Genomic DNA, 21,333 nt, shown 5'->3' on the forward strand with positions numbered 1-21,333 from the left:
AGTCACTTTCTTGGGCGCCCAAGAAAGTAACCAAAGAAACCGCCCCCGAACCGCCCGGCCCTTAGCTTCGCAGCGGGCTGCCCTGCGGTACTCAGGCCTTGAGGCCTCGCACAGAACTCGCTTCGCTACGCTGCGCTCAGACAGCTGTGCGAAGTCAGTTGACGAAGCGTGCTGCGCACGCGGCCTCAAGGCCTTCCGTTCCTCGGCGGGCTCAGAGGGGGGAATAGAAATACCTCGGTGCGGACGGCTTTCGGGTTTGGCTGTTGGCTGTTCGGCTGTTCATGGGGCTCCCCTTCAAAACCGCCGAGAAGCGCAGAAGCCCAGGGCGTGCGCGAAGCGCACCTCAAGAACTGACTCGCGACGCTTGTCTGAGCGTAGTGAGCGCAGCGAACGAAGCGAGTTCGGCGCGGCCCTGGGCTTCGAGCATCGCAGGGCAGCCCGCAGGGCCGGTTTTGCAGGGGCGGTTTCTTTGCCTACTTTCTTGTCCGCACAAGAAAGTAGGTCGCCCGCCGGGGCGAACTCCCGGCACGGCGCTGACCAATGACCCACCGGTTGAGCTGGCTACTCCTTTGCGCGTCATTCGCCGCGCTGTGCCTGCTCATCTGGCCACTGCCACGCGAAGCACTCGACTGGCAGCCCGCGCTGGCGACACGAGAACCCTGGCGCGCCTTGACCGCCGCCTTCGTCCACTGGACCCCCATCCACCTCGCCGCCAACCTCGCCGGCTGCGCCGTCCTCGCCCTGCTGGGCCACCGTGCTCAACTCGACAAACGCGAGACCATCGCCGCCCTCATCGCCCTCCCGCTGACCCAGCTCGCGCTGCTGCTGCGCCCCGACCTCCACCGCTACGCCGGCCTCTCCGGTGAACTGCACGCGCTGGCTGCCATCGCCGCGCTGAGCCTCATCGCCCGGCCCGGCCGCGACCGCATCATCGGCGCCGCCATTGCCCTCGGCCTCATCGCCAAGCTCGCCCTCGAACACCCCCTCGGCCCGGCCTTGAGCACGGCGCCCGGCTTCGACTTCCCCGTCGCCCCCTTCGCCCACCTCGCCGGTGCCGCCGCCGGCCTCATCGCCTGGGGCATGACAATGCGCGGCTACCCAAGATCACCGAGGAGCCCGCATGGGACGTGAAGCCACCTGCACCGCCCGCGTCGGCAACGAGACCGCCGAGGCCACCGCCCTGCTCGAATCCACCACCGTCGTGCTGCGCGGCGCGCTGAAGCGCCGCTGGGACATCGCCTCACTGCAGAACCTGCGCGTCGAAGGCGAGGAGCTGCGCTTTGAAGCCGGCGAGGAGCCCGTTGCCCTCGTGCTGGGCGAAAAGGAAGCCGGCCGCTGGCTGAAGAAACTGCAGACGCCGCCGCCCACGCTGGCCGCCAAGCTGGGCGTCAGCGCCGACAACCCGGCCCTGCTGATCGGCCCGACCGTCGGCGCGCTGGACCCGGCGCTGGCCGAGGCGCTGACCGGCGCCATCACCACCAACCTGCGCGAGGCGCGCATGCTGGTGGCCGTGCTGAGCAAGCCGTCCGAATTGCCGCGCATGGCCGAGTTCCATGCCGACATGATCTGCAAGACCGTCTGGGTCGTGCACCCCAAGGGCCCGGAGGCCAGCCCGTCGGACACCGAGGTGCGCCTGGCCATGCGCAACTGGGGCTATGTGGACAACAAGACCAGCGCGGTGTCTGACGCGCTGACGGCCACGCGCTATGTGCGCACCCAGGAGCCGGCCAAGAAGCGCGTGCGTAAACGCTGAACGGCGCAGCCCTCGTGGTGCGCCAATCCCACCTCGATACCCGCGCCGTCGCGCTGCTGCTGCTGTGCTGCGTGCTGTGGGGCATCAACCAGGTCGCGGTCAAGGCGGCGCTGACGGAGATCGGCCCGTTGTGGCAGGCCGGCCTGCGCTCGGTGGTCGCGGGGCTGCTCGTCTGGCTGTGGGCGGCGTCGCGCGGCATCCGCCTGTTCGAGCGCGACGGCAGCCTCGGCGGCGGGCTGCTGGCAGGCGCCTTGTTCGCGGCCGAGTTCGCCTGCATCTTCATCGGCCTGCAGTACACCAGCGCGTCGCGCATGGTCGTGTTTCTCTACCTGTCGCCGTTCGTCGTGGCGCTGTGCATGCCCTTGATCGCTCATGGCGAGCAACTGGCTGCGAGGCAATGGGCCGGCCTGCTGCTGGCCTTCGGTGCGGTGGCGTTCGCGTTCGCCGAGGGCTTCTCGTCGCCGCACAGCGCCACGCAATGGTGGGGCGACGCGCTGGGCGTGGCCGCCGCCGTGCTGTGGGCGGGCACCACGCTGGCCATCCGTGGCACGCGGCTGAGTTCGGCGCTGGCCGAGAAGACGCTGCTCTACCAGCTGGGCGTGTCGGCCCTCGCGCTGTGCGCCGCCGCGGTGTTCGCGGGCGAACCGCTGCCTGCGCACTGGTCGCCGCGCCTGCTGGGCCTGTTCGGCTTCCAGGCCGTCATCGTGTCGTTCGTGAGCTATCTGGTGTGGTTCTGGCTGATCCGCCACTACTCCGCCACCAAGCTCGCCGTGTTCACGCTCAGCACGCCGCTGTTCGGCCTGGTCGCGGGTGCGCTGTTGCTGGGCGAGGGCATCAGCACGCGGCTGGTGATGGCGCTGGCGGCGCTGGCGGTGGGGATCGTGCTCGTCAACCGTTGAGGCGCGGCGAGCGCCGGTGCGCTGCCAGGCCCAGCAGCCCGGCCAGGAACATCAGCAGCGTTGCAGGCTCGGGCACCGGGTCGGTGACCGGGGCCAGGTAGGCGTAGATCCCGGCATTGATCCACTTGCGATCCTCGCTGGCGCCGAGGTTGTCCCAGGTCACGGACAGCAGGCTCGGATGGCTGCCGTCAATCGACGACTGACGAGACTCATAGGCCGACGCCCATGCGGTCTGCGGGTCGCTGCACAAGGCGGCTCCCGCAGCATCCAGCGGGCAATGCCCGACGGAGGCATAGACCTGGCCATCCCGCGTCAGATGATCCAGCGCCACGCTGCCGGGCACGGCGGTGAGGATCATGCGGGTGTTCGGGCTCAAGGTGGCAGCGGTCGAGAAAGCGGGGCCGCCGCTGATCGAGCCGCCCAGCAAGGCCGTGCCGGAGACCGTGAAGGACGGCCCCGCCCCGGCCGTGAACAGGTCGCCCGCTGTGATGCCCATCAGCAGCTTCGTCGTTAGATCCGACCCGAGGGCCTGCCCGGACAAGGCCTCCTCCAGCGCGGCCTGTCCCGAGACGATGCTGGTCAAAAAATCGAAGGGCGCGGCGATGGCGAAGTAGCGCAGTGGCGTCGCGTCGTCAAAGCTGATGGCGGGCGTGATGCCGTCCGTCAGGTCGAGGTCGATCAACCGGATGTGTACCTGCGTCAACTCGGCCACCACGGTGGCTGGCGCGGCAGCGGCGCCGCCAGCCAGCGCCATGCCCAACGCCGCCAGTGGCGCGATCAGCTTGAATCCCATCATCACCCCTCCGGTATCACCGCCGACCGGCGGTGCAGGCCGCATGATCCCGGCCCGGTTAGCCGCCAGCATCCCCAACGCTGAGGAGGTTGGTCCGCTGTCGCCCGCGCGCCAGGGGCCACCGCGGCTGCTGCATAGACTGCTGGCCTCATCCAGGAGACACCCATGCTCACCCTCTGCGGCATCCCGCTGTCCAACTACTACAACAAGGCCAAGCTGGCGCTGCTGGAGAAGGGCATCCCCTTCGCCGAGGAGTACGTCAAGACGCATTCCCACGACGAGGCCGTGCTGAGCTGCTCGCCGCTGGGCAAGGTGCCCTTCCTGAAGACGCCGCAGGGCGCGCTGTGCGAGAGCCAGGTCATCGTCGACTACCTGGAAGCCGCCTACCCCGACACGCCGCGCCTGATCCCGGCCGATCCCTTCCTGGCTGCCAAGGTGCGCGAGCTGATCGTCTACGTGGACCTGCACCTGGAGCTGGTGGCGCGCGAGCTGTACGCCGAGGCCTTCTTTGGCGGCCAGGTCAGCGACGGCACTAAGCAACGCGTGGCCCGCGTGCTGCCGGCCAACATCCAGGCCTTCAAGCGGCTGGCCAAGTTCGGCCCCTACCTGTCCGGCGACAGCTTCACGATGGCCGACTGCGCCGCCTGGGTCAGCCTGCCGCTGGTGGGCATGGCTACCAAGGCCATCTACGGCGAGGACTTGCTCGTGGCTGGCGGCGTGGACTGGAAGCCCTACGCCAAGCTGATCGGCGAGAGGCCCCATGCGCAGAAGGTCGCCGCCGACCGCAAGGCCGACCAGGAGCGGTCGCTGGCGGCCAACCGCGCCAAGGCCTCGTAGGGCGGGGCATGACCCGCCGTTTGAAGGCGTGTGGTGCTATGCCACCCAACGGCGGGTCGCGACCCGCACTACAGGCTGGCCCGAGGCGCTGAGAAGTCACTGTCCAGCGACATTTGTTGCCGCTTGCTGCGGGGGGAGGCCCCTAAACTGACCGGCCCTGCCCCGCCAGAGCCGCTGCCATGAAGTTCCCGCGCCCGCTGTTGATCGCCCTCGCTGCTGTCGTGCTGGCCGGGCCGGCCCTGGCGCAGACCCAGGTGGAACCTGAAGCCCGTGTCATCGTGCGCTTCAAACCCCAGGCCGACAGCGTGCGCGCCAAGGCGCTGGCCTTGCGCGCCACGCGGCTGGAGGCGCGCGAGGTGGCGCAGACGCGGGCGACGGCGCTGGGCCAGCGCACCGGCCATGCGCTGCAGGCCGGCCTGAGCCTGGACGAGCGCACCCACGTGGTCATGTCGCGCGGCATGAGCGGCGCGCAGCTCGCCAAGCGGCTGGCGGCCGACCCGGAGGTGGAGCTGGTGGCGGTGGACCAGCGCCGTAAGCACATGGCGGCCGTCTATCCCAACGACCCGCTGTTCGGCGTCGCCACCATCAACGCCGAGACGACCTCGGGCGCGGTCCAGAACCGCGTCATGGACCAGTGGTACCTGAAGAAGGCGGCCGGTGTCGTCACGTCCAGCATCAACGCGCCGGAGGCCTGGGGCCTGCTGCCCGCCAGCGCCAGCATCGTCGTCGCCGTGCTGGACACCGGCGTGCGGCTGGACCACCCGGATCTGGCAGGCCAGTTGGTCAGCGGCTACGACATGATCGGCTTCGGCAGCCCGGGCGCCTTGTCCACGGCCATCGCCAACGACGGCGGCGGCCATGATGCCGACCCGTCGGACCCCGGCGACTGGGTCAACGCTGCCGACAAGAGCGTTGATTCGCCACTTCGCAGCACTTGCGAGGACGAGCCGAACAGCAACAGCTCCTGGCATGGGACGCGCGTCGCCGGCCTTGTCGCGGCGAACACCAACAACGGCCTGGGCATCGCCGGCGTCGGTTGGGGCCGCCTGAAGGTGATGCCCATTCGCGTGCTGGGCAAATGCGGCGGCTACGACAGCGACATCATGGCCGGCATGCGTTGGGCCGCAGGCATCGCCGTGCCGGGCCTGCCCACCAACCCCAACCAGGCCAAGGTGCTCAACCTCAGCCTGGGCGGCACCGGCACTTGCGGCACGATCGACACGGGAGCTCTGTATCGTCAGACCATCACGCAGGTCAATGCGGCGGGCGCCGTTGTCGTCGTGGCGGCCGGCAACTCGACGGGGCAGGCGGTGGGCCTGCCGGGCAACTGCCCGGGCGTCATCACCGTCACGGCGCTGCGGCAGGTCGGCACCAAGGTCGGCTTCGCCAGCATCGGCAGCGAGGTCGCCATCGCCGCCCCGGGCGGCAACTGCGTCAACATCGGTGCTGGCCAGCCCTGCATCTACCCGATGGTCAGCACGACCAACCGAGGCACGACGTCACCCATCGCTGCGGACGACGCCTACACCGGCAGCAATGTTTCCGTTGGCACCAGCTTCTCGGCGCCCATCGTCAGCGGCATCGTCGGCCTGATGGCCTCGGTGCGGCCGGGGCTGACCTCGGAGGAGGCCACCCGCATCCTCAAGCAGACGGCGCGCCCCTTCCCGACCACGGGAGGCGGCAGCATCGCGGACGGCAACCCGGCGCAGTGCGTGACACCCGGCGGGGCCGATCAGTTGGAGTGTTACTGCACGACCAGCACCTGCGGCGCCGGCATGGTGGACGCCTTCGAAGCCGTCAAGGCCGCCCAGGCGCTGGGCAGCGCTACGGTGGCCATCGCGCAGAGCCCCGCCAGCGGCCTCACCGCCGGCCAGACGCTGACGCTGACGGCCACCGCCACCCTCGCCAGCGGCCGCACGGTCGCGTCCACCGCCTGGGTGCTCACCGACGGGGGCGGCATCGCCAGCGGGTTTGCGACCGGCGCCAACACCGCCACGGCGACCATCACGCCCACGGCGGCCGGCACATTCACGGTGCGCGTCGACGTGACCGACAACCTCGGCCTGCTCTACAGCCAGTCGGCCACCATCAGCGTGGCGGCGGCGCCGGTCGCGACACCACCGGCCACGTCGGGCGGCGGTGGGGGTGGCGGCGGTGGCGGTGGCGGTTCGGTCAGTGCCGGCTGGTTGCTGGCGCTGCTGCTGGCGGCCTTCAGCTTGAAGCCGCTGAGGCCGCAGGCGCTGCGCTGCAGGCCTTGAAGCCGGCGGCGAGTGCCGCGTCCTTGCTGGCCTTGAGCCGGCCCGCCAGCAGGCCGTCGGCCTGCGGCAGCACCAGTGTGTGGCGCGTCAGCGCGGGCTTGAGCGCCAGCACGCGCAAGCCTTTCATGCCGCGCTTGCCGAAGGCCTCGATCTGCGTCTCGGCGGCGGCCTGGCTGGCATGCCGGCTCAGCACGAAGGCCGGCTGCTCGGCGGGCAGGCCCTCCAGCGGCTCGATCCTCAGGCGCAGCTGCTTGTAGGTCGCCTCCTTGCGGGCGCGAAAGTCGGGGTCGGCCAGCTTGATGGTGGCCACGACCCAGACGCCCGCCTGCTCGCTGCTGCGCAGCTCGGCATCAGTGGCGCCGGCCGCCTTCAGCGCGGCCTGGGCGGCGGCGAGTGCGGTGTCGCCCTCCAGTGGGCCCAGCTCCAGGCAGCTGCGCCGCGCCAGCGCCGCGACCGCGCTGGCCGCCAGCGGCTGGATGCGCTCGGGGTTCTGCTGGTTGGCGCTGCGGTGCGGCTCGCGCCCCGCCTGGGCAGGCAGGCCGGTGACGGTGTCCAGCCAGCCGCGCGACCAGGCGAAGAACAGGGCGTTGACCGCCAGCAGCACGAGAACCACGACACGCATCACGGGGATGACTCCAATCTGAGGCTGAGTTCGCCGGCGCTGACGAGGGCGATGCCGGTGGCGGTGTCCAACAGCAGTTCGCCGCGCGTGGACACGCCGCGCGCCACGCCCAGCTGCTCGCCGACGCGCACGCGCTGCCCGGCGGCCAGGTCACGGCGCGAGAACGCGGCCTGCCAGGGGCCGAAGCCCAGCGTCTCGAAGTCCGCCAGCACGGCGCGCAGCGCGGGGGCGAGGCGGTCCAGCGTGGCGCTGGCAGTGGCGCCTGGGGTCAGGCTTTGCAGCGCCGCGTGGCCGCTGGCGAAGGCGCTGCGGTCGGCGTCGGCCGGCAGCGGCTGCAGGTTGAGGCCGATGCCGATGACCACGCCACGGTGTTCATGCTGCAGTGGCACGGTCTCGATGAGGATGCCGCCCAGCTTGGCGCCGTCCAGGAACAAGTCGTTGGGCCACTTCAGGCGGATGCGCTCGCCGTCGGGGTCGAGCGTGTCGGCGACGGTGCAGCCGACGACGAGGGACAGGCCGGACAGGTCCAGGTCAGCCGGCAGCGGCAGCCCGAGAGAGAACGTCAGCGAGGCGTCATCCGACTGCCAGGCCCGGCCCAGTCGCCCGCGCCCGGCGGTCTGGCGTGACGCCGACACCAGCAATGGGCCGCCGCCTTCGCGCAGATGCGCCAGCGCCTCGGTGTTCGTCGAGCCGCATTCGGCGAGGTGGCGCCGTTCCATCAGAAGCTGGGGATGGACCGCGCGCGGCCGAGCAGACCGTTGCGGCGTCGCCAATCAAGGCGCAAAGCGGAGCCGTAGCTGGGGCTACGGCGAGCATTTGCAACGCCGGGTGGCGGAGTTGCGGCGGGATGAGCGGCCGTGCGGGGTTCGTTCACAGCTTCTTTAGCGCTTCTTCGGAGCCAGCATCGTGCCCCGGCAGGTCGCCGCGCCGCACCAGCAGGCGAACTGCTTCTTGACCTTGGCCGTGTGGCGCTCGTCCAGCACCAGGCGGTAGTCGTAGAACAGCTCCTCGCCCGGCGCCAGGTCGCGCAGCGCATGCACGAAGACGCGGCCGTCGACCTCGTCGGCCTCGCAGTTGGGTTCGCAGGCGTGATTGATCCAGCGCGCGTCGTTGCCGCGCAGGCCGTCGATGACCATGCCGCCGTCGAGATGGAAGTAGAAGGTGTGGTCGGGCTGGGCGGGGTCGTGCGGGTGGCGGTCCACGGCTTCTTCCCAGGTGATCACCTCGCCGGTGTACTCGATGATGCGGGCGCCGGCCTTGATGGGCGCCACGGCGTAGACACCACGGCCATGCACGCCGGAATCACGAACTTCGATCTTGCGGCGTGGGGTTTTTGGCGTCATCGGCGCTGTGGTACGGTGATTTCATGGGTGCGCGTGTGCGTGGGCATGCGCGCGAGGCCCGGATTGTAGGCAGGGGATTTCGAGTCCCCGGCCCCCGACGCAAGACCTTGAGAAAGACCGATGAGCAAGACCCTGATCATTGCCGAGAAGCCCTCCGTCGCGCAGGACATCGTCCGCGCACTGACGACCGTGGCGGGCAAGTTCGACAAGCACGACGACCACTTCGAGAACGAGCAGTACGTCGTCAGCTCCGCCGTGGGCCATCTGGTGGAGATCGCGGCGCCGGAGGAGTTCGACGTCAAGCGCGGTAAGTGGAGCTTCAACAACCTGCCGGTCATCCCGCCGCACTTCGACCTCAACCCCATCGACAAGAACAAGGGCCGGCTGAACGCGCTGTCCAAGCTGATCCGCCGCAAGGACGTCACGGCGCTGATCAACGCGTGCGACGCGGGCCGCGAGGGCGAGCTGATCTTCCGGCTCATCGAGCAGTACGCGCAGCCCGCCAAGGGCAAGCTGAACAAGCCCATCCAGCGGCTGTGGCTGCAGTCCATGACGCCGGCCGCCATCCGCGACGGCTTCACCAAGTTGCGCAGCGACGAGCAGATGCTGCCGCTGGCCGACGCCGCGCGCTGCCGCTCCGAGGCCGACTGGCTGGTGGGCATCAACGGCACGCGGGCCATGACGGCCTTCAACTCGCGCGATGGTGGCTTCTTCCTGACGACCGTGGGCCGCGTGCAGACGCCGACGCTGTCGGTCGTCGTCGAGCGCGAGGAGAAGATCCGCAAGCATGTCTCCCGCGACTACTGGGAGCTGCGCGCCAACTTCGACGCTCAGGCCGGCCAGTACGAGGGCAAGTGGTTCGACCCCGCGTGGAAGAAGAACGACGACGCCGAGCGCCGCGCCGACCGCCTGTGGAACGCGGCCGACGCCGAGGCCATCGCCAAGGCCGTGCTGGGCAAGCCGGCCACCGTCACCGAGGAAAGCAAGCCCAGCAACACCAGCTGCGGCGGCCTGTATGACCTGACGACGCTGCAGCGCGAGGCCAACTCGCGCTTCGGCTTCTCGGCCAAGACGACGCTGTCCATCGCCCAGGCGCTGTACGAGAAGCACAAGGTGCTGACCTACCCGCGGACGGACTCGCGCTTCCTGCCCGAGGACTACCTCGCCGTGGCCAAGGACACGGCCAAGATGCTGGCCACCGAGGACCTGCCCGGCCCGCTGGCGCTGCTGTCCAAGCACGCGGCCACGGCGCTGAAGGAGGGTTACATAAAGCCCACCAAGAAGGTGTTCGACAACGCCAAGGTGTCAGATCACTTCGCCATCATCCCGACGCTGCAGGCGCCCAAGAGCCTGACCGAGATCGAGGCCAAGCTGTACGACATGGTCGTCAAGCGCTTCCTGGGCGTGTTCTTCCCGCCGGCCGAGTTCCTGGTCACGACCCGCATCAGCAAGGTCGACACGCATCACTTCCAGACCAACGGCAAGGTGCTGGTCAAGCCGGGCTGGCTGGCCGTCTACGGCAAGGACGTGGACGACGAGGACGCCAACCTCGTGCCGGTGCAGACCGGCGAGGTCGTGCGCACCGAGAGCGTGGACGTGAAGGCGCTGCAGACCAAGCCGCCGGCGCGCTACACGGAAGCGACGCTGCTGTCCGCGATGGAAGGGGCAGGCAAGCTCATCGACGACGACGAGCTGCGCGAGGCCATGGCCGAGAAGGGCCTGGGCACGCCAGCCACGCGTGCGGCCACCATCGAAGGCCTGATCAGCGAGAAATACATGCTGCGCGAGGGCCGCGAGCTGATCCCGACGGCCAAAGCCTTCCAGCTGATGACGCTGCTGCGCGGGCTGGAGGTGGAAGACCTGACGAGACCCGAGCTGACCGGCGACTGGGAAAGCAAGCTGGCCGCGATGGAGAAGGGCAAGCTCAAGCGCGAGGTCTTCATGGCCGAGATCGCGGCCATGACCGAGAAGATGGTCGCCAAGGCCAAGGGCTATGACCGCGACACCATCCCCGGCGACTACGCGACGCTGAAGACGCCTTGCCCCAAGTGCGGCGGCGTCGTGAAGGAGAACTACCGCCGCTTCACCTGCCTAGGCCCCAAGGAGAACGGCGAGGGCTGTGGCTTCTCCATCGGCAAGATCCCTGGCGGCCGCAGCTTCGAGCTGAACGAGGTCGAGACCTTCCTGGCGAACAAGAAGATCGGGCCCTTGGAAGGCTTCCGCTCCAAGGCGGGTTGGCCCTTCACGGCCGAGCTGGCGCTGGTCTATGACGACGAGATCGCCAACTGGAAGCTGGAGTTCGACTTCGGCGAAGACGCCAAGAAGGCCGAGGGTGACGGCGAGCCGGTGGACTTCTCCGGCCAGAACTCGCTCGGCGCCTGCCCCAAGTGCGCCGGCCACGTCTACGAGCACGGCGCCAACTACGTTTGCGAGCGCTCGGTCGGCGAGACGGTGACCTGCGACTTCAAGACCGGCAAGGTCATCCTGACCCAGCCCATCGAGCCGGCCCAGGCTACGAAGCTGCTGACGACCGGCAAGACCGACCTGCTGGAGAACTTCGTCTCCAACAAGACGCGGCGCAAGTTCAAGGCCTTCCTGGCCTACGACAAGAAGGAAGGCAAGGTCATCTTCGAGTTCGAGCCCAGGGCCGCAAAACCTGGCGCCAAGGCGCCGCCGGCCAAGAAAGCGCCTGCCAGGAAGGCCGCTGCAAAAGGGTGAGCCCCTCGCCCAGTCCCGCGCCGCTGAACGCGGGCGTGCCTGGTCGGCCCCCCGAGGGGGCGGCGATACACGCGGCATCAAGCCGCATGCACATCGCCAGACGGGCCGGCTTGGGAGCGGCCCGGCGCTCGGCCCGCAATATCCCAGATCCATGCGTCGAGGGTGAATGTGAGAGGGCAGATGTCGGCCCAAAAGCCCCTATGCTCGCTGCACGGTCAGGACACCCCGGGCCGGGGAGGAGAGCGGATGGCGTTGACGCCGTTGACTTTCGGCATACAGGCGCGCCTGACGGCTGGCATTGCGCTGGTGGCCAGCCTGCTCGTGCTGGCGGTTGGCTGGACGTGGACGGCCTACGAGGAAGAGGAGCTGGTGAAGGCGTTGCGCCAGCGCGAGGCGCGCATGGCCGGCCTCATCGAGCGCGGCTTCGCCGGGCCGATCTGGAACCTCGACCATGTCGCCATCGAGAACCTGCTCGACGCCGTCATGGCCGACCCCGAGGTGCATGCCATCGAATTGCAGGGCCTGGGCCTGCGCAACGGCATGGCTAAACGCGAGCGCGACCACCCCGCCAGCGGGCCGCTGAAGCGCGAGTTCGTCATCAACCACCAGGCGGCGGCCGATGCGCCCGGCGCCCAGGTGGCCACGGCCGTGCTGACCTTCACGCGCGACCTCGTCGACGAGCAGGTGCGCCGCACGCGGGTGTTCGTTGTGCAGATGCTGGCGGTGGTCGTCGTCGGCATCGTCATCGCCAGCTCGCTGCTGGTGCACTGGCTGGTGCGCCGCCCGGTGGCGCGGTTAGGGGCGCTGGCCCAGCGCGTCGCCAAGGGCGACCTGGGCGCGCAGGAGACGGTCGAGCGCGATGACGAGATCGGCGAGCTGACGATGCGCTTCAACGCCATGAGCCTGAAGCTGCGCAGCGCGGCCGACCAGGTGCAGCTCACCGCCCAGGGCCTGCGCGCCAGCGAGGCGCGCTACCGCAGCCTGTTCGAGAACGCGACCGAGGGCATCTTCCAGGCCGACGCCCATGGCCGCGTGCTGAGCATGAACCAGGCACTGACCCAGATGCTGGGCCTGGGCACGCAGAGCCCGGTGGGCCGGCGGCTGCGCGAGGTGGCCGGCATTGAACGCGACCAGATGCTGCGCGTGGCCGCCGTCATGAACGAGCAGGGCAAGATCCAGCAGGCCCAGCTGCAGCTGCGCGCCAAGGGCAGCCGGCCGCTGTGGGTGGAGCTGAGCGCGCACTGGGTGGAGGCCGAGGGCGGCCGGCGGCGCATCGAGGGCATGGTCAGCGACATCTCGCTGCGCCGCCAGGCCGAGGCCGAGCTGACGCGCCACCGCGACCACCTGGAGGAGCTCGTCGCCGAGCGCACGGCCGAGCTGCAGGAGGCCAAGGCGCGGGCCGAGGCGGCCAACTTCGCCAAGGGCCGCTTCCTGGCGACGATGAGCCACGAGTTCCGCACACCGCTGAACGCCATCCTCGGCTTCACGCAGCTGATGCAGATGGACATGGCCATGCCGCCGGCGCAGCAGACGCGGCTGCAGCTGATGCGCGACTCCGGGCTGCACCTGCTGGAGTTGATCAACGACGTGCTGGACATGGCCAGCATCGAGGCCGGCAAGGTGTCGCTGAAGCTGGCCGCCGCCGACGTGCGCGCGCTGCTGGACATGGCCTGCGACAGCGTGCGGCTGCGTGCCGAGCAGAAGGGCCTCACGTTCACCGTCGACATCGATGCGGGGCTGCCTGCCCGGGCGCTGGTGGACGGCCAGCGGCTGCGCCAGGTGCTGCTCAACCTGCTGTCCAACGCCGTCAAGTTCACCGACAGCGGCACGGTCGCGCTGGCCGCACGCATCGTTGAGCCGCCTCAGGGCGGCCAGGTGCGCTTGCGCTTCGAGGTGACGGACAGCGGCATCGGCATGACGCCGGCCCAGCAGGCGCGGCTGTTCCAGGCCTTCGAGCAGGTGTCCGACGCGTCGCGCCACCTCGGCGGCACGGGGCTGGGCCTGTCCATCAGCCAGCAGCTGGTGCGGCTGATGGGCAGCCAGATCCTGGTGCAGAGCACGGCGGGACAAGGGAGCAGCTTTGCTTTTGAGCTGCGGGTGGCGTTGGCTTGAAATGAAAAGGCAACCACAGAGGCACAGAGGCACAGAGGAAATGCATACAGGCTGCTTCTCCGTGCCTCTGTGCCTCTGTGGTTGCATTTCTGCATGACCTGGGCGATTGCGGCCAAGCTGATTGCGATCCTCGTGGCCGTGGCCATCGGCTGGGCCGTCGGCCGCATGCGCTGGCTGGGCGGCGGCGAGGTGGGCGGCGACAGTGACCCGGCCCGCGTGCTGGCCAATGCGGCCTTCTACATCTTCGTGCCCGCGCTGCTGTTTCGCACCACCGCGCGGCTGGACACGGCGGCGCTGCCCTGGGCCTTCCTGGCCGCTTTCTTCGTGCCGTCCATGGCGCTGATCGCGCTGCTCTATGTGTGGCAGCGCTGGCGCCGCCAGCCCGACGAGAACGTCGTCAACCCCAGCGTCAAGGCCATCACGGCCGGCTTCGGCAACACGCTGCAGGTGGGCCTGCCGGTGGCGGCGGGCGTGTTCGGCGAGCAAGGCCTGGCCATCCACATCGCCGTGGTCAGCCTGCATGCGCTGTGCATCCTGACGATGCTGACCCTGCTCGTCGAGCTGGACCTGGCCCGCGAGCGCGCCTCGGGCGACCTCGTCGGCACGCTGCTGCAGACGGTGCGCAACACCGTCATCCACCCGGTCGTGCTGCCGGTGCTGGCCGGCCTGGCCTGGAACGCGACGGACCTGGCGCTGCCCGCCGTGGCCGACGAGGCGCTGCAGACGCTGGGCACGGCCGTGGTGCCGCTGTGCCTGACGCTGATCGGCATGTCGCTGGCCTACTACGGCTGGCCGCGCACCTGGCGGGGCCTGGCCGGGCTGGTGGTCACCAAGCTGCTGTTGATGCCGGCGGTCGTGCTGGTCGTGGCGCACTGGGGCTTGGGCCTGACGGGCATGCCGCTGGCCGTCATCGTCATGATCGCCGCCCTGCCCACCGGCTCCAACGCGCTGATCTTTGCCCAGCGCTACCGGGCGCTGGAGGCCGAGGTCACGGCGGCGACGGTCGTCTCGACGGGCCTTTACGTTGCTGCCGCGCCGTTGTGGCTGTCGTTGCTGGCCTGGATTTCTCCCTGGGCCAGCCCCTGACTCCTGGCACTTCTGTCGGGTGGCCGCGCCGCTGCCCAATCACCGCATCGCCCACAAGGACTGACGCATGAATGCTCCCGCCCGCCTGATCAGCCAGTTAGCCCTGGCCGGCCTCCTTGCTGCAGCGCTGCCGGCCGCGGCCGCGCCGGCGCAGGGCGCCGTCAGCACCGAGGCCGGCCAGGTCGCGATCCGCCACGAGAAGTTCACGCTGGCCAACGGCTTCGAGGTCATCCTGGTGGAAGACCGCCGCCTGCCGCTGGTGGCCTTCAACCTGTGGGTGCATGCCGGCCCGCGCAACGAGACGAAGGGTCAGACCGGCTTCGCGCACCTGTTCGAGCACCTCGTGTTCGCGGGAAGTAAGCACATCCCGCGCGGCGAGTTCGACAAATACGTCGACGCCGCCGGCGGCACCGATGCCAATGGCTCCACCAACTTCGACCGCACCAACTACTACTTCACGCTGCCCTCCAACGAGCTGGAGAAAGGCCTGTGGCTGAAGGCCGACATGCTGGGCTGGATGATCGACGAGGTCGACTCCGTGGCGCTGGCCAACCAGCAGGACGTGGTGCGCAACGAGCGCCGCCAGAGCGCCGAGAACCAGCCCTACGGCATCGTCGAGGAGGCCAAGTACCAGGCGCTCTACCCCGAGGGCCATCCCTACCGCGCGGTCGTCATCGGCTCGCATGCCGACATCCAGAGCATCCGGCTCAAGGACGTGAAGGACTTCGCCCGCACCTATTACCGGCCCAACAACGCGACGCTGGTGCTGGCCGGCGACTTCGACCCCAAGCAGGCCAGGGCGCTGGTGCAGAAGTACTTCGGCACGTTGAAGGCCGGCCCGAAACCGCCTGAGGTGCGCGTGGCCACGCCGGAGATCACCAAGGAGCGCCGCCTCATCGTGACCGACCGCATCGAGCTGAGCCGGCTCAGCCTGGCCTGGCACACGCCGGCCATGTTCGCGGCGGGCGACGCGGCGCTGGACATCGCTGCCCATGTGCTGGGCGGCGGCAAGGCGAGCCGGCTCTACGGCCTGTTGGTGCGCGACAAACAGCTCGCGCAGAGCGTGGATGTGGCGCAGGAGTCGCAGTCGCTCAGCTCGGTCTTCGGCATCGACGTGGTCGCCCGGCCAGGTGCCTCGCTGGAGGCCATCGAGGCGCTGGTCGACGCCGAGCTGGCCAAGCTGGCCGCGACACCACCCACCGAGGCCGAACTCGTCCAGGCGCGTGCCGTCATCCAGACGCAGTTGCTGCAGCGCATGGAGAAGGTCGGCGAGCTGGCCGACCTCGTCAACCACTACAACCAGATGGCCGGCGACCCGGGTTTCGTTGGCAAGGACTTGGCGCGTTATGCCCAGCTGACACCCGCCGCCGTCAGCGCGGCCGTGGCGCAGTGGCTGGCCAAGGAGCGCCGCGTCGTCGTGCAGGCGCTGCCGGGCGAGCAGGTGCTGCCGCCCGAGGTGCCCACGCCGCCGATGCCGACGAAGGCCGCCAAGGGTGAGCGCGAATCGCTGAACGCGCCCGAGCCCTGGCGCAACAAGCCGCCCGCCGCCGCCAAGGCCAAGCCGTTGACGCTGCCCGCTGCGCAGAGCTTCACGCTGGCCAACGGGCTGACCGTCATCCACTCGCCCAAGGCCGGCCTGCCGCTGGTCATTGCCAGCCTGGTGCTGCGCGCAGGCCAGGCCGTCAACCCGGCCGACAAGCCGGGCCTGGCCGGCTTCACCGCCGCCATGCTGCCCGAGGGCACCACCACGCGCAGCGCGCAGCAGATCGCCGAGAGCGTCGCGGCGCTAGGCGCGACGCTGACCGCCCAGGCCGGCAGCGAGGAGGCGCGGCTGGATTTCTCCGGCCTCAAGGCCAGTACCCGCGACGGCCTGGCGCTGCTGGCCGACGTGGTGCTGCGCCCCGCCTTCGCCACGCCCGAGATAGCGCGGCTCAAGGCCCAGCGCCTGGCCGCGCTGGCGCAGCAACGCGAGCAGGCACCGCTGCTGGCCAATGCCGTCGGCAACCGTGTGACCTATGGCGCCGGCCACCCGCTGGCCGAGAACGCGCTGGGCACCGAGGCCAGCATCCAGGCCGTCGACTCGGCCGCGCTGCGCGGCTTCTGGCAGGCGCATTACCGGCCCGAGCGCGCGGCCCTCGTCGTCGCCGGGGACCTGAGCGAGGCCGAGCTGCGCGCCCTCGTCGAGCCGCTGTTTGGCGGCTGGAAGGGCGAGGGCGCGGCACCCGTCGTCGTGCCGCTGCCAGCAGCCAAGCCCATCGCCGCGCGCACCGTCGTCGTCGACAAGCCCGGCGCACCGCAGACGGCGCTGGCTATCGTCGCGCCCGGCCCCTTCGCCGCCGCGCCGGATGCGGCAGCCATCAAGGTGATGAACGCCGCGTTGGGCGGCCTGTTCACGTCACGCATCAACAACCAGCTGCGCGAGGTCAAGGGCTACACCTACGGCGCCTTCTCCGGCTACGCGATGGGCCGCGAGCGCGGCCAGTTCGGCATCCGCGGCAGCGTGCGCACCGACGTGACCGGCGCGGCGCTGGTCGACATCTGGAAGGAGATAGCAGGCATGCGCGCCAAGCCCATGGGCGCCGCCGAACTGAACCGCGTGCGCAACGCGCAGCTGCTGTCGCTGCCGGGGCTGTTCGACACCAACGGCGCCGTCGTGGCCGGCTATGCGGGCAACTGGGCGGCGGGCCTGCCGTTGAGCGCCATCACGGACCTGCCGAAGAAGTACGCCGCCGTCACGTCGGCCACGGCGCTGAAGGCGGCCAAAGAGCACCTGGACCCGGCCCAGCTCATCGTCGTGGCGGTGGGCGACAAGGCCAAGGTGGTGCCGCAGCTTGAGGCTATTGGCCGCAAGCCGGAGTCGATGTCAGCCGGGCAGTGATTCGTAGAGCGCCACCAGCTCCTGCGTGAGCTTGTGGCGCGGGTCCAGGTGGATCATGGGCCTGCTCAGCTCGTGCGATTCCTTGACCTTGACGCTGGCCGACAGGAAGGGCTGCAGCACCGGCAGGCCCTCGTCGATCAACTCCTGCACGACGCGCTGCGGCAGCGACGCGCGGGCCTGGAACTGGTTGACGACGATGCCTTCGACGCTCAGCTCGGGCGCATGGTCGGCGCGGATCTCGTCCACCGCCTCCAGCAGCCCGTACAGCGCGCGGCGCGAGAAGTCGTCGCAGTCGAACGGGATCAGGCAGCCCTGCGACGCGATCAGCGCCGAGCGCGTGTAGAAGTTCAGCGCGGGCGGTGTGTCGATCCAGATCTCGTCGTAGACCTCGTCCAGCTGCTGCAACGCGTCGCGCAGCTTGTAGATCTTGTAGCGGCTCTCCAGCTTGCCGTGCAGCTCGTCCAGCTCCGCGCTGGCGGCCATCACGTGCAGGTTCTCCCAGGGCGTCTCGCTGATGAACTCGCTGTTGTCGTGCTCGCGCACGCTGAACTTCAGCGTCTGCGCGAAGAACTCTGCCGAGCCGGTGCGCTCGTCGTCCGCCGCGTCACCCAGCAAGTAGCGCGTCGTGTTGCCCTGGCAGTCCAGGTCGATGACCAGCACGCGCCGACCCTGCGCCGCGGCAATCGCCGCCAGGTTGCTCGTGATCGTGGACTTGCCCACGCCGCCCTTCTGGTTGAACACGACTCGCCGCATCGCCGATACCTCCTGTGGATGCGGCGATTGTGCACTGCAGCAAAGTCAGTCGGCGCGCGCGTCCCTCAGCGGGTGGGGAATGCCGCCATCGCCATAGCTGCGCACCACCTCGGCGATGACGACCTGGTAGCCCTTGAGCCAGCGCGCCTGGGCCTGCTTGGCCTCGCGGTGGGTCGGGTGGCTCATCAACTGCTGCAGCGCTTCCATCGAGTCCCAGTAGTAGACGTTGGAGATCAGGCCGGTGTTGGCGTTCTCCCAGGCCTCTTCGCCAAGGTAGCCGGGGATGGCGCGGGCGACCTGCGCGATGCGGTCGTCCAGCGCGTGGAACTCGGCGTCGTAGTCGCCGGCGGCAAACGTGAAGGTGGACGTGAACATCAGCGCAGTGTCGTGAGGGCCCGCTCGACGAAATGCCTCGGCACCGTCGTCTTCGGCACCCGGACCGGGAACCAACTGCGGATGTCGCTGTCCACGCCGATGCCGTGCATGAAGTTGTAGAGACCCTTCTTCAGCCCCTGGCCCAGGCCGTCGTGGTCGGTGGGCGTGGGGTCGATGAAGGCGATGTCGTTCTTCGCAAATCGGCCTGGCGGCAGCGGTTGCAAAGTGACGCCGTACTCCGCCGGGTTCAGCCCCACCGGCGAATGCACGGTGCAGGCAAAGCGGTGGAAGAAGCCGCTGTGGATGCAGCCGTTCTCGAACAGCTGGCGCACATACTCCAGCGCGTCCACCGTGTCCTGCGTCGTCTGTGTCGGGAAGCCATACATCAGGTAGGCATGCACCAGCACGCCGGCGTCAGAGAACGCCTTGGTCACGCGGGCCACCTGCTCGACGGAGACGCCCTTCTTCATCAGCTTGAGCAGCCGGTCCGACGCCACCTCCAGCCCGCCCGAGATGGCGATGCAGCCGCTGTCGGCCAGCAGCTGGCATAGCTCGGGCGTGAAGGTTTTTTCAAAGCGGATGTTGCCCCACCAGCTGATGGCAACGCCGCGTCGGATCAGCTCCTCAGCGAGAGCCTTCAGCGCCTTGGGTGGCGCTGCCTCGTCGACGAAGTGGAAGCCCGTCTGCCCCGTCTCCTTGACGATGGCCTCGATGCGGTCCACCAGCACCTCGGCAGAGGCCGCCTCGTAGCGCGAGATGTAGTCCAGGCTGACGTCGCAGAAGCTGCACTTCTTCCAGTAGCAGCCATGCGCCACGGTCAGCTTGTTCCAGCGCCCGTCGCTCCACAGCCGGTTCATCGGGTTGAGCATGTCCAGCAGCGACAGGTAGCGGTCCAGCGGCAGGCCATCCCAGGTCGGCGTACCGACGTCGTCGAAGGGAACGTCGGGTTCGACAAAGTTGGTGTACCTGACCTCGCCGGCGTCGCGCCAGAAGGTGCGCACGAGGCGCGTCTTCGAGCGCTTTCCGGCGACCTGCTCCAGCAGCGCCAGCAGCGGCCGCTCGCCGGCATCGAGCGTCACGTAGTCCACGAAGTCGAAGACGCGCGGCTCGGCCAGTTCGCGCAGCTCGGTGTTGGCGTAGCCGCCGCCCAGCACGACCACGACATTCGGCCGCGCCGCCTTGACCGTCTGCGCGATGCGCAGCGCCGCGTAGACCGAGCCGGGGAAGGGCACGGACAGCAGCACCACGTCGGGCTGGTGCTCGTCCAGCGCCGCCAGCGTGAGCCGCTGCAGCGTCGTGTCGACGAGGTTGGGTGGTGCAGCGAGTGCCGTCGCGAGCGGGTCGAAATGCGCCTGCGCGGCGGCCAGCGATTCGGCATAGCGGACGAACTCGAAGCGCTCATCCACCGCGTCGCGCAGCACGTCGGCCAGGTCGTTCAGGAACAGCGTCGCCAGGTGCCGTGCGCGATCCTGCAGGCCCAGCGCGCCGAACGCCCAGGCGAGCGGGTCGCCACCGTCCTCGTCGACATAGTTGTCCAGCGAGGCAAACCGCGCGCCCTCGGGCAGGAAGGCGCGTGTGTTGATGCGGTGCGCCACCGTCGGGTCGCGCCCTTGCAGGAAGGCGATGACGCGCGGCGTGGCGGCTGCAATCGCGGTGAACTCGGCGGCGAACCAGGCGGTCTGCGGTGTGCGCTTCGCGTCGGGCAGGGCCTGGACGGCTTCGTGCAACTGCGTGAGGCCGTCGCGCGAGAACAGTTCCAGCACCAGCGCCAATGCCAGGTCGACCTGGCGTGCGTCGACACCGCGCGAGCGCAGGAAGCCGGTCAGGTAGGCGGTGGACGGGTAGGGCGTGTTCAGCTGCGTCATCGGCGGGATGACGGCGAGCACGCGGGGAGACAACGAGGACATGGCCCGAATTGTCGCGGTAGGGCGGGTCATGACCCGCCCTACCGCCGTTGCGGGTGCTCGTCGACCAACTCCTTCGGAACGAAAGGGTTCACCAGCATGAACCGCCTCGGCGAGCCGTCGCGGATGAGCTGCAACTCGTGGGCGAACGAGGTCTGGAACAGCCGCTCGAAAGACCCGTCCTGCCTGGCCAGGTGCAGGCCCTTCTCCAGCCGCTCGGCCATCTGCAGCTCGTGGATGTTGACGTAGAAGATGATGGGCAGCGCGAAGTGCAGCGTGATGTCCGGCAGCAGCATCAGCTCGCCGGCCAGCTCCGGGCGGGGCTTCAGCGCGGTGTCGACGTCCGTGATGCTGATCGGGATGTAGTCGATGCGCTTCCTGGCCAGCATGTCGAACAGCGAGGCCGGCGTCGGGCTGTCGTTGACCGCGTAGCCGTTGTGCCGGTAGATGTCGACATCGACCCAGCCGTTCGCCTGCCCGACCACCAGCTTCTTCAGGTCGTCCGCATGCTGGATGCCTTTGAACCGCTCCAGGTCGGCACGGCGGATCAGCAGCTTGCGGTAGCCCAGCAAGTCCTTGAAGAGGGAGACGTGGACGCGCAGGCTGCGCTCCGGCAGCTTGTCTTCACTGGTTTCCAGCGGCCGCCAGGGCCCGGCGTGTACGTTCACCACCTCGCCGCGATTGATCTCGCGCCGCAGCCGGGCGGTGGAGTAGCTGCGCACCACGCGGTCCAGCTGGTAGGGGCCGTAGTCCTTGACGGTCTTGTCCAGCGCCAGCGTCAGCAGCGCGAACTGGTAGTCGTCGCGCTTCGGGGTGGCGCCCCAGTCCCAGTAGCGGAAGTGCATCGGGGGCTTGGCGGGCGACGCGACGGGTTCTGCGGTGGTCGCGTGCGAGGGCGCCGCGCCGAGGCCGAGCAGGCAGCACAGGGCCCAGGCTGCAAACCCGGCAAAGCCAACCCGTGGCATGTGAGACATGGCTTCGTGCGAATTGCGAGGCGAGAAG

At 69.2% G+C, this 21,333-nt stretch carries 17 protein-coding genes; 9 read left to right on the forward strand and 8 right to left on the reverse strand.

Annotated features, from left to right (window positions below; all coding sequences use genetic code 11):
• The first annotated feature begins 540 nt into the window (after positions 1–540).
• The 3 genes from rrtA to ACG00Y_RS26480 are packed head-to-tail and all read left to right on the forward strand — an operon-like array spanning position 541 to position 2,652.
• A complete protein-coding gene (rrtA, locus tag ACG00Y_RS26470) occupies positions 541–1,131 on the forward strand; it encodes a rhombosortase (RefSeq protein ID WP_394484249.1) in 591 nt (196 codons plus the stop codon).
• Positions 1,121–1,753, forward strand: a complete 633-nt coding sequence (locus ACG00Y_RS26475; protein ID WP_394484251.1) for a hypothetical protein — start codon at positions 1,121–1,123, stop codon at positions 1,751–1,753. The genes rrtA and ACG00Y_RS26475 overlap by 11 nt, the downstream gene beginning before the upstream one ends.
• A gap of 14 nt (positions 1,754–1,767) precedes the next feature.
• Positions 1,768–2,652 (forward strand): DMT family transporter, encoded by an 885-nt coding sequence (locus tag ACG00Y_RS26480; protein ID WP_394484253.1) that lies wholly within the window; start codon positions 1,768–1,770, stop codon positions 2,650–2,652.
• Here the strand turns inward: ACG00Y_RS26480 and ACG00Y_RS26485 are convergent.
• The gene (locus ACG00Y_RS26485; protein WP_394484255.1) at positions 2,642–3,445 is read right to left on the reverse strand and encodes a PEP-CTERM sorting domain-containing protein; all 804 of its coding nucleotides are present in this window, start codon (positions 3,443–3,445) and stop codon (positions 2,642–2,644) included. The genes ACG00Y_RS26480 and ACG00Y_RS26485 overlap by 11 nt on opposite strands.
• 165 nt (positions 3,446–3,610) lie before the next feature.
• Between ACG00Y_RS26485 and ACG00Y_RS26490 the strand changes: the two genes are divergently transcribed.
• Together ACG00Y_RS26490 and ACG00Y_RS26495 are read left to right on the forward strand one after the other, a co-directional pair.
• On the forward strand, positions 3,611–4,282 hold the full coding sequence (locus ACG00Y_RS26490; RefSeq protein WP_394484257.1) for a glutathione S-transferase family protein: 672 nt from the start codon (positions 3,611–3,613) through the stop codon (positions 4,280–4,282).
• Between the two features lie 179 nt (positions 4,283–4,461).
• Positions 4,462–6,540: a S8 family serine peptidase gene (locus ACG00Y_RS26495; RefSeq protein WP_394484259.1), complete on the forward strand. Its 2,079-nt coding sequence runs from the start codon at positions 4,462–4,464 to the stop codon at positions 6,538–6,540.
• On the opposite strand, the gene ACG00Y_RS26500 is transcribed toward ACG00Y_RS26495, so the two are convergent.
• From ACG00Y_RS26500 to ACG00Y_RS26510, 3 genes are all read right to left on the reverse strand, one after another.
• Complete coding sequence (locus ACG00Y_RS26500) at positions 6,494–7,162, reverse strand: hypothetical protein (RefSeq protein WP_394484261.1); 669 nt, start codon at positions 7,160–7,162, stop codon at positions 6,494–6,496. The genes ACG00Y_RS26495 and ACG00Y_RS26500 overlap by 47 nt on opposite strands.
• On the reverse strand, positions 7,162–7,881 hold the full coding sequence (locus ACG00Y_RS26505; protein WP_394484263.1) for a biotin--[acetyl-CoA-carboxylase] ligase: 720 nt from the start codon (positions 7,879–7,881) through the stop codon (positions 7,162–7,164). Before ACG00Y_RS26505 ends, ACG00Y_RS26500 begins: the two co-directional genes overlap by 1 nt.
• Before the next feature lie 162 nt (positions 7,882–8,043).
• Entirely contained in the window at positions 8,044–8,505 is a 462-nt protein-coding gene (locus ACG00Y_RS26510) for an SET domain-containing protein (RefSeq protein ID WP_394484265.1), read from the reverse strand.
• Between the two features lie 120 nt (positions 8,506–8,625).
• Between ACG00Y_RS26510 and ACG00Y_RS26515 the strand changes: the two genes are divergently transcribed.
• The 4 genes from ACG00Y_RS26515 to ACG00Y_RS26530 all read left to right on the forward strand — a co-directional run bounded on the left by ACG00Y_RS26515 (position 8,626) and on the right by ACG00Y_RS26530 (position 17,299).
• Positions 8,626–11,223: a DNA topoisomerase III gene (locus tag ACG00Y_RS26515; RefSeq protein WP_394484267.1), complete on the forward strand. Its 2,598-nt coding sequence runs from the start codon at positions 8,626–8,628 to the stop codon at positions 11,221–11,223.
• A 246-nt stretch (positions 11,224–11,469) separates the two neighbouring features.
• Positions 11,470–13,335: an ATP-binding protein gene (locus tag ACG00Y_RS26520; RefSeq protein ID WP_394484269.1), complete on the forward strand. Its 1,866-nt coding sequence runs from the start codon at positions 11,470–11,472 to the stop codon at positions 13,333–13,335.
• A 93-nt stretch (positions 13,336–13,428) separates the two neighbouring features.
• Positions 13,429–14,421, forward strand: a complete 993-nt coding sequence (locus ACG00Y_RS26525) for an AEC family transporter (protein ID WP_394484271.1) — start codon at positions 13,429–13,431, stop codon at positions 14,419–14,421.
• 67 nt (positions 14,422–14,488) lie between these two features.
• A complete protein-coding gene (locus ACG00Y_RS26530; protein ID WP_394484273.1) occupies positions 14,489–17,299 on the forward strand; it encodes a M16 family metallopeptidase in 2,811 nt (936 codons plus the stop codon).
• Here the strand turns inward: ACG00Y_RS26530 and ACG00Y_RS26535 are convergent.
• From ACG00Y_RS26535 to ACG00Y_RS26550, 4 genes are read right to left on the reverse strand one after another with little or no spacing between them, the layout of a single operon-like run.
• Complete coding sequence (locus ACG00Y_RS26535; RefSeq protein ID WP_394484275.1) at positions 17,285–18,052, reverse strand: ParA family protein; 768 nt, start codon at positions 18,050–18,052, stop codon at positions 17,285–17,287. The two genes, ACG00Y_RS26530 and ACG00Y_RS26535, sit on opposite strands and share 15 nt — an antisense overlap.
• 45 nt (positions 18,053–18,097) lie before the next feature.
• On the reverse strand, positions 18,098–18,427 hold the full coding sequence (locus ACG00Y_RS26540) for an antibiotic biosynthesis monooxygenase family protein (protein ID WP_394484277.1): 330 nt from the start codon (positions 18,425–18,427) through the stop codon (positions 18,098–18,100).
• On the reverse strand, positions 18,427–20,334 hold the full coding sequence (locus ACG00Y_RS26545) for a B12-binding domain-containing radical SAM protein (protein WP_394484279.1): 1,908 nt from the start codon (positions 20,332–20,334) through the stop codon (positions 18,427–18,429). Before ACG00Y_RS26545 ends, ACG00Y_RS26540 begins: the two co-directional genes overlap by 1 nt.
• Before the next feature lie 38 nt (positions 20,335–20,372).
• Complete coding sequence (locus tag ACG00Y_RS26550; protein WP_394484281.1) at positions 20,373–21,305, reverse strand: hypothetical protein; 933 nt, start codon at positions 21,303–21,305, stop codon at positions 20,373–20,375.
• Positions 21,306–21,333 lie beyond the last annotated feature (28 nt).

It is taken from the genome of Pelomonas parva (genome assembly GCF_043555835.1).
GTDB lineage: Bacteria > Pseudomonadota > Gammaproteobacteria > Burkholderiales > Burkholderiaceae_C > Pelomonas > Pelomonas parva.

What these genes read in the sequence shown, in the direction of transcription:
- rrtA (WP_394484249.1), top strand. Translation starts at nt 541, where the DNA reads ATGACCCACCGGTTGAGCTGGCTACTCCTTTGCGCGTCATTCGCCGCG.
- ACG00Y_RS26475 (WP_394484251.1), top strand. Translation starts at nt 1,121, where the DNA reads ATGGGACGTGAAGCCACCTGCACCGCCCGCGTCGGCAACGAGACCGCC.
- ACG00Y_RS26485 (WP_394484255.1), bottom strand. Translation starts at nt 3,445, where the DNA reads ATGGGATTCAAGCTGATCGCGCCACTGGCGGCGTTGGGCATGGCGCTG.
- ACG00Y_RS26490 (WP_394484257.1), top strand. Translation starts at nt 3,611, where the DNA reads ATGCTCACCCTCTGCGGCATCCCGCTGTCCAACTACTACAACAAGGCC.
- ACG00Y_RS26495 (WP_394484259.1), top strand. Translation starts at nt 4,462, where the DNA reads ATGAAGTTCCCGCGCCCGCTGTTGATCGCCCTCGCTGCTGTCGTGCTG.
- ACG00Y_RS26500 (WP_394484261.1), bottom strand. Translation starts at nt 7,162, where the DNA reads ATGCGTGTCGTGGTTCTCGTGCTGCTGGCGGTCAACGCCCTGTTCTTC.
- ACG00Y_RS26505 (WP_394484263.1), bottom strand. Translation starts at nt 7,881, where the DNA reads ATGGAACGGCGCCACCTCGCCGAATGCGGCTCGACGAACACCGAGGCG.
- ACG00Y_RS26510 (WP_394484265.1), bottom strand. Translation starts at nt 8,505, where the DNA reads ATGACGCCAAAAACCCCACGCCGCAAGATCGAAGTTCGTGATTCCGGC.
- ACG00Y_RS26515 (WP_394484267.1), top strand. Translation starts at nt 8,626, where the DNA reads ATGAGCAAGACCCTGATCATTGCCGAGAAGCCCTCCGTCGCGCAGGAC.
- ACG00Y_RS26520 (WP_394484269.1), top strand. Translation starts at nt 11,470, where the DNA reads ATGGCGTTGACGCCGTTGACTTTCGGCATACAGGCGCGCCTGACGGCT.
- ACG00Y_RS26525 (WP_394484271.1), top strand. Translation starts at nt 13,429, where the DNA reads ATGACCTGGGCGATTGCGGCCAAGCTGATTGCGATCCTCGTGGCCGTG.
- ACG00Y_RS26530 (WP_394484273.1), top strand. Translation starts at nt 14,489, where the DNA reads ATGAATGCTCCCGCCCGCCTGATCAGCCAGTTAGCCCTGGCCGGCCTC.
- ACG00Y_RS26535 (WP_394484275.1), bottom strand. Translation starts at nt 18,052, where the DNA reads ATGCGGCGAGTCGTGTTCAACCAGAAGGGCGGCGTGGGCAAGTCCACG.
- ACG00Y_RS26540 (WP_394484277.1), bottom strand. Translation starts at nt 18,427, where the DNA reads ATGTTCACGTCCACCTTCACGTTTGCCGCCGGCGACTACGACGCCGAG.
- ACG00Y_RS26545 (WP_394484279.1), bottom strand. Translation starts at nt 20,334, where the DNA reads ATGTCCTCGTTGTCTCCCCGCGTGCTCGCCGTCATCCCGCCGATGACG.
- ACG00Y_RS26550 (WP_394484281.1), bottom strand. Translation starts at nt 21,305, where the DNA reads ATGTCTCACATGCCACGGGTTGGCTTTGCCGGGTTTGCAGCCTGGGCC.